At 43.7% G+C, this 6,641-nt stretch carries 9 protein-coding genes; 4 read left to right on the top strand and 5 right to left on the bottom strand.

The features are described from left to right. Together TOL9009_RS49515 and TOL9009_RS39895 are read right to left on the bottom strand one after the other, a co-directional pair. Window positions 1–1,018 (bottom strand): hypothetical protein (locus TOL9009_RS49515; protein WP_038296482.1); only part of this gene is annotated, 1,018 nt, incomplete at its 3' end. 73 nt (window positions 1,019–1,091) lie between these two features. Continuing rightward, a complete protein-coding gene (locus TOL9009_RS39895) occupies window positions 1,092–1,406 on the bottom strand; it encodes a hypothetical protein (RefSeq protein ID WP_051502969.1) in 315 nt (104 codons plus the stop codon). 212 nt (window positions 1,407–1,618) lie between these two features. On the opposite strand from TOL9009_RS39895, the gene TOL9009_RS0120595 reads away from it, so the two are divergent. Genes TOL9009_RS0120595 through TOL9009_RS0120585 form a run of 3 tightly spaced genes read left to right on the top strand, consistent with a single transcriptional unit; the run spans window position 1,619 to window position 3,370 of the window. Further along, window positions 1,619–2,200, top strand: coding sequence for a tyrosine-type recombinase/integrase (locus tag TOL9009_RS0120595; RefSeq protein WP_029634452.1), 582 nt, complete (start codon window positions 1,619–1,621; stop codon window positions 2,198–2,200). Further along, window positions 2,197–3,159, top strand: a complete 963-nt coding sequence (locus TOL9009_RS42250) for an N-acetylmuramoyl-L-alanine amidase (RefSeq protein ID WP_051502968.1) — start codon at window positions 2,197–2,199, stop codon at window positions 3,157–3,159. Before TOL9009_RS0120595 ends, TOL9009_RS42250 begins: the two co-directional genes overlap by 4 nt. Before the next feature lie 13 nt (window positions 3,160–3,172). After that, window positions 3,173–3,370, top strand: coding sequence for a hypothetical protein (locus TOL9009_RS0120585; protein WP_029634451.1), 198 nt, complete (start codon window positions 3,173–3,175; stop codon window positions 3,368–3,370). A 549-nt stretch (window positions 3,371–3,919) separates the two neighbouring features. Here the strand turns inward: TOL9009_RS0120585 and TOL9009_RS0120580 are convergent. The 3 genes from TOL9009_RS0120580 to TOL9009_RS0120570 all read right to left on the bottom strand — a co-directional run bounded on the left by TOL9009_RS0120580 (window position 3,920) and on the right by TOL9009_RS0120570 (window position 5,692). After that, a complete protein-coding gene (locus TOL9009_RS0120580; RefSeq protein ID WP_029634450.1) occupies window positions 3,920–4,465 on the bottom strand; it encodes a hypothetical protein in 546 nt (181 codons plus the stop codon). Between the two features lie 84 nt (window positions 4,466–4,549). Further along, window positions 4,550–4,831, bottom strand: a complete 282-nt coding sequence (locus tag TOL9009_RS39885; RefSeq protein WP_051502967.1) for a hypothetical protein — start codon at window positions 4,829–4,831, stop codon at window positions 4,550–4,552. A 117-nt stretch (window positions 4,832–4,948) separates the two neighbouring features. After that, on the bottom strand, window positions 4,949–5,692 hold the full coding sequence (locus TOL9009_RS0120570; RefSeq protein WP_144238287.1) for a hypothetical protein: 744 nt from the start codon (window positions 5,690–5,692) through the stop codon (window positions 4,949–4,951). A gap of 81 nt (window positions 5,693–5,773) precedes the next feature. Here TOL9009_RS0120570 and TOL9009_RS39880 point away from each other — a divergent pair, with 81 nt between their 5' ends. Further along, window positions 5,774–6,202, top strand: coding sequence for a hypothetical protein (locus TOL9009_RS39880; RefSeq protein WP_186227612.1), 429 nt, complete (start codon window positions 5,774–5,776; stop codon window positions 6,200–6,202). Window positions 6,203–6,641: the final 439 nt, after the last annotated feature.

Raw genomic sequence — 6,641 nt, 5'->3', positions numbered from 1 at the left:
GCGAACCGTCTGGTAATGGGGTTGGGGTTGGTGTGGGTGTCGGGGTTGGTGTGGGAGTTGGGGTCGGGGTTGGTGTGGGAGTTGGGGTTGGTGTTGGGGTCGGTGTGGGTGTCGGGGTGGGTGTCGGGGTGGGGGTGGGGGTTGGTGTTGGGATTGGTGTTGGTGGCTCTGGAGTTGGCGCTGGTGTCGGGGGACGTCTATAAGGCACTACATTATTTCCATCCCCAGGCGGTGGGGCTGGATTTGGGACTGGTGGCGGTGTATTGGGAGATGGTGGATTAACTGGTGGCAGCGCTGGCGGCGGATAAACACTCGGTGGTGTTTCCCCCGGTTTAGTTTCTGGTGCAGTTTCGTTTTCGTCGTCTTCTACAAAACCGTCAATCCTTTCTAAGCTTGTAATAGTGATTTTGTATTTAATATCGACAGGAAAATCATAATGAGTGCTAGCCCAAATAAAAGTTGGATTATCGACTGGTCTTGCTGTTTCTCCCGGTCCACCCCATGCCCCCCCACAAAAGATAACAGGACCGTATTTTGTTCCACCCTCTGACTGATAAGTTGGTTGAGGAATATTAGACTCTGTGTAACCTTTTATTAGTCCCCAAATAAAATGATCGTTTTGTTGATAAGAAGACGCTACCCCATCTAGACCTATAATAGAAACTTCCCACTTAATCCGATAAACAGTAAAGTTTTTGCCGTTTTTAATTTTCTTTAAAGATGGCGGATCTGGTTCAGGATTTGGAACTTTGTCAATTGGGATTTGTAAAAGTGCAGCCACTTTTGCCGCAGCTATAGAAACTTGTTTTATTGCATTAGAATCTGATAGCTTGAAGCGAACTGGAACATCAATCTGATTTGGGAATTGTGCAGCATCACTAGCCTTAACCGAACTTAAACTAGGTTCGTTGGCTGGAAGTCGTTCAAACGGGACAATATTATTAGCGCCTGGAATCGGTGGCGCTATTGGTAAAGGTGAGGTAAATTGTCCAGGCGGTAAGGGTGCAATTGGAGTCATTATTTATAATAAAAAACAATAAAAATAGGCTCGATTGAGCCTTGTTTTGTTTGAATCAATTTCTTTTATTTGATTAAGAAACAGAAACCAATGGTGAAAAGGCAGTAGGAAGTGGTTGTTGAGAAAGTTCTTTAACTTCTTCCCAGATAGGTTTGCCGTTAATTGCGAAATCCTCCTCTAATTCAAGACTCTGCCGTAAAATAACCCGATTGGTATTATTAGACTCAACATTAAAAATTCCAAATTGCGCGACTCGTTGAGCAACGCCAGCACCTTCAACTGCTGTAGCTGTTTTATTCAACTGATAACAAGCTGTTGCCGCCCAAGCGATTAATTTTTCAAGAGTATCTATATTGTCTGGAAGTTGACTTTTGGTAAAAGCTGTCATATGTATTCTTGGTTAGCTTACATATCAGTTGTAGTCAGCAATGAAACTTATGCCAATGTTCCGGTTTTATGTAAATCCAGAACTATTACGGATGCCGTGAAATGTAGACAGCGAATAGATTAGAGCCGTATTTAATCAATAGTTAAATATAGGAATGTTCCGGTTTAACCATTACGAGTGGTTAAACCGGAAGTATCAAGAAGGAAAAGTAATTGAAAAATGATAGACATGGACAAGCGTGTTTATTGTCCAATGAAGACTATTCTAAAATTCGCAAGCAAATTAAATCTAAAAAGTACAAACTGTTTTTGGATCTTGCTTGGTACACCGGCGAACGCTGGGGTGCTTTGGTGCAGCTGAAAAGGGAGGATTGTTACAACCCAGACGGCAGTCCCAGAGATTGCATCAATTTTCGAGCCAGCACCCGGAAAGCGACACCGGACGGTAGACGCGCTACGCGCCAAGTACCGGTGCATCAAGTTCTACTTGAATCACTGCGCGGCTACCAAGTTGATTCTACTTCTGTTTATATGTTTGCCGATCGCACTGGCGAAAAACCAATCTCCCTGCGATGGGCTGACATGATTCTTCGCGCTGCCGTGGAAAAGGCTGGACTTTCTGCTAAGGGCATCTCAACTCACAGCACCCGGAGGAGCTTCATCACCAAGCTACACCGCAACGGGACAGACTTATACACCATCAAGAAAATTACCGGGCACCAAGACTTTAGAGCTTTGGAACGTTACGTAGAAATTGACATTGACCGCGTTAAAGGAGCGATCGCGAATTTATGAAATATGGAATTGATTGCGGGCATGGGTGCCCGCCGGATACTGGCGCTAGTGGAAATGGTCAACTTGAGGACAGGCTTACACTCGCTGTCGGTCATAAGGTTATGGCTCAGTTACAGGCATTGGGTCATGAAGTTGTTGATTGCCGCCCTAAATCAGCCAGTTCGGTTTCTAGTTCGTTGAGTCAGCGCTGCCTTGTCGCAAACAAACTAAAGGTGGATATTTTTGTTTCGATCCACTTTAATGCTTTCAATAAGCAAGCTCACGGCGCCGAAGTTTTTGCAGCTAGTAGTAAAGGAAGTGCTGTAGCTCAAAAAGTGGTAGACGCAATCTGTTTTTTAGGATTTTCCGACCGTGGGGTGAAAGATGGCTCACACTTATACGTTCTCAAGAATACCAGTATGCCGGCGATTCTTGTGGAATGCTGCTTCATCGACTCCAAAGCCGATATGGATTTATTTGATGCCGATAAAATGGCGACTGCGATCGTGAGAGGTTTAACCGGGCTAACCGTAACACCAACTCCTAAAACTCCCGACACTAACAAATGGCAAGAGTTTATTAAAGTGCTTAAAAGCACATCAATACAATATCCCCAATTGAAGGTAGCCCAGTTAGCACAAGCGATTGTGGAGTCAGGGAGGGGAACATCAAAGTTATTTTTACAACACAACAACCCCTATGGGCTTAAGTGGCGTCGGGAAATGAGCGCAATTAGTACAGATGTTTCCTATCAAGCGCACGACGGGCTTGATAGCTACTGCAAGTTTGCGACTCTAGAGGATGCGGTGAAAGGTTACTGGCTTTTTATCGCCAGAGAGCCGTACCGGGGGTGGGAAAAATATTCATCTTCTCCTAGGGAGTATTTGAGATTTATTGTTGATGCCGGTTATTGTCCCGATAACGGCTATGTCAACAAGGTCGTTTCTGTGTTACCAGAAGCACAAAAACTATTATCGTAAATTCAATAAAAACATGATTTCAAATGAGTTGATGGAGTCTTTAACGCGGATTAATAACCTTATCTTGCTCGGACAAGTGAGGCACCCAGCACGCTTTGCGCTGCTACTAGAAGAATTAGCCGGTGATGCCTGGAATGAGGCTAGAAGATTGGGACAAGTAACCTGGGACGAGGCGGAAGATTTGCAGGCGTCAATTCGCATTGACCCATAAAGGTGATAAGCTGTATTGCCATGTACAATGGCAATACAGCTTTTATGAAGGGCGGAAGACGAAAGACTACATGGGAGAATACTAGTAGTAAGTGGTAAGTGGAACAGTGGAACTACAAAAGCTATCCGTGTTCCCGCTGCACTTATTCCGCAAATTTTGGAATATGCTAGGTGGCTCGACCAACATAATAAGTCCTCACTCGCCTTCATCGTACAGGGCGATTTTTCTTGTAATTTGATATTACAAGCGATTGATAAATATATTGAGTGGAGACGCTCGTCTTATCATCCCAATCAACATTCTAGGGAAGTTAAGATTAGTAGCCGTTCCTGGGATGAGTTGCGCTTATTTAGGGCAACAGTGAAACGGGACAAAGATAAATTGATAGATTCCACAAAAAGATAGCGATTTTAGTTTAATAGCTTCTTGGGAGATATTTTAGAGAGCTAAAATAGCTGTATTCCTTATATAAAAGCGGTTACAGCCTAAATACTCTCGAAAACTAAATTAATATGTTGCTAAAAAATATAGACCGTTTCTCTTAATAGTTTAGCCATTGCCATTACTGAAACCTCGGATTAGCTGTTTAATTTCTTGGGGTGATTGACCGTCGGCTAGAGCCTCAATAACAACTTCCTTTCTTTGGATAGCGCCAATTCTTCCGGCTCGACCTGCAATATGGCAGCGGTATTTTTTTCTCCCTTCCATCCAGCAATAGCGGTAGTAGTCGTGCTTTTCACCGCGACGCTTCACCCAGTATTTCTCTACCCAGTGAGTATAAGAGTTAGAGGTATATGGGTTTACCGACGACTCAGGGTAATTGTGTTCGGGCGCAGTATCATAGTCAACTTGCGCCCGAACACTTTTGTACGGAGGGGCATCAAAAGAAATTTGCGCCCGAACACTAGTATTTTGCTGAGGCGCAATAAGTGTATCAACGTTGAAAGTTTCACTCTCAGCATTGATGCTTAACAATACCTGCTCAACAGTATCCTCTTTTTGCGCCTCTAGTTCATCCCAATAAGGATCGTAAATTGCCTTGATTTCAGGCTGAATGAGAATCTCAAACAGCTGTAATTGCTTTGGTTGATGCATAATTTATAATTCGAGGTTTTTGTTCGTAGTCGCTTGCAGGCGGCTATTTTTTTATCCGCAAGTACTTAATAGTTCCCAAGCGGCTTAGTCATCGTCATGTTTTTTCCCATACATATATTCGTCTCCCATACGTAGCCAGTCTTCGGGTGGGATTGCCTCTATCTCAGCTTTGCGCTGCTGAATTTCTCGCTCGTCATTGGGGTTACGCTCTTTTACGGCGGGCATTGTCATTTTGTTGGCTAAAGACCGTATGTCTATGGCTTTGCGCTCAGTGGTTAGCCGCCAAGCTGTGCGTTCATGCATATCGAGTTGCTGACAAATTGCCGGAGTTAGCCTCATATCAAGGTTTTTATCCCCCAATCGCATCCAGCGCGAATTTTGACCGCAACCCGGAAGTTGACAGATGGGTAAGCGATCGTGCCAGTCGTTTTCAGAAGGCAGAAGGCAGGAGGCAGAAGGCAGAAGGCAGAAGGCAACCCACCCTTACTCAATGAATGCAGCATTGCCTATGGTTCTAATTTTGTCGAGCCATTCTTCTTTTTGAGGGTGATTCTCCCATTTGTTACTAGCTTGATTTGTGATTGCTCCTGATTGTTTCTGCCAAATATCAAAAAGTTCGGTGAAGTGCGCTCTTATCCACGACAACGATAAGCTTGGTGGTTTTGGGAGCGAAGCGGCTTTCTTCTTACCAAACTCTATAAAATCCTCTCTCTCCTGTTCATTGGAGAGAGAGTTATTTAAAAGTTGATCTAAAGATTGATTTAAATCTGGGGAATCGCTGCAATTGCTTTGTGTAGCTGGTTTTGGAGGTTCGGAGTCCGGGATTTCGGACTCGGAGTCCGGGATTCCGGATTCCGAGTCCAGGATTCCGGACTCGGAGTCCAGGATTCCGGACTCGGAGTCCAGGATTCTGGAATCAGGCTCTGTGTATGACTTTGAAGGCACACTGATGGAAGTCTCATTATCAGGGGTGATTCTTGATACAAGAATACCTTTAACAGCTTCCCAAGCAATTACACCTTCTTTTTTTAAACAACTGATTACGTGGTAAAATGAAGACTTACTGACAGGTAATAGCTGTTTAATTGAGTCGTAGTCTATTTTTATTTTCCAACCGGGTTTACATTTAATTAGTATGTAAAAATGAATTAAGCCCTTGATTGTAATATCACCCGCGTGATATTTTTCAATAGCATCTTGCAGAGTCATTCTGTAATGTTGTTCCATTTTTTTCAATTTGGTTATTGTTTAGTTTTTAGCCCTATGCATTGGAAGTGCTGGGGCTTTTTAGTTTTTGGGCATTGGGCATTGGGACGCGATCGCACTTCCAACGGCGTCGCACCCATCAATTCGATCAAGAATTCGGATTTTTTAAATGTGAAACTTGCAGTAGGGTTTGGGCTTCTGATGAAGACGACCCGGACTATAGCGAACTCATGGACGATGAACCCGCCTGATGAGCCTACCGACGACTTCCCAAAAAACTTTATGAAACTGCAAAATAAGCTTGTTCTCATGGACAAAACTGAAAATTCTTTGCCGATTAAAACTGCAATACACTTAGATCCGTCTTGGGATTTTTATCTTGTTTGGCATTCTTGTAATTATTGCAAAGCGTTAATCGATGACGCTTTGCAAATCGTGACTTCCAGTGAATTTCCAGACCCAGAACTTTATAAAAAAGCACAAACCCTCGTAAGAGAAGCCGAAGCAATACTGCACGAACAGTTTAGGTAAATCGCCCGATGAGCCGGACTAACTCACCGGCGAAACTCCCACATCGGGAGTCGCGGATAGAGTCCAAATCAATTCGCCTGTAAAACCGTGCAGTAACTTAGGGCTTTTTAGATGAATCAAGCACAATTGCTTTTACTCCTTCATAAGCTCGGTTGTTGCACCGTCTACAGTTTCCCTCGTAGCGCCGTCATTGGCACAGCCTTGAGAGTGAGTTAGGCTACGTGCCTTTGGGTGATTCGCAGGCTACAAAACGAGGTTTTAACGCACAAACCCAATGGAAAAAAATAAAAGAATTTTGGGACTTGATGTTAGCAAGTCCTCGGTTGTTTCATGTTTACTCGAAAGCAAACCGAGCGAACCACGGGAATTTTATTATCAACCCACATTCCGCACTTCAATAAGTAACATAAATAAACTACATTCACAGTCAATGTAAAAC

This window comes from [Scytonema hofmanni] UTEX 2349, assembly GCF_000582685.1.
Lineage (GTDB): Bacteria > Cyanobacteriota > Cyanobacteriia > Cyanobacteriales > Nostocaceae > Hassallia > Hassallia hofmanni.
Note: the sequence above shows the minus strand (reverse complement) of the source record. Positions and strands in the feature narration are given on the sequence as shown.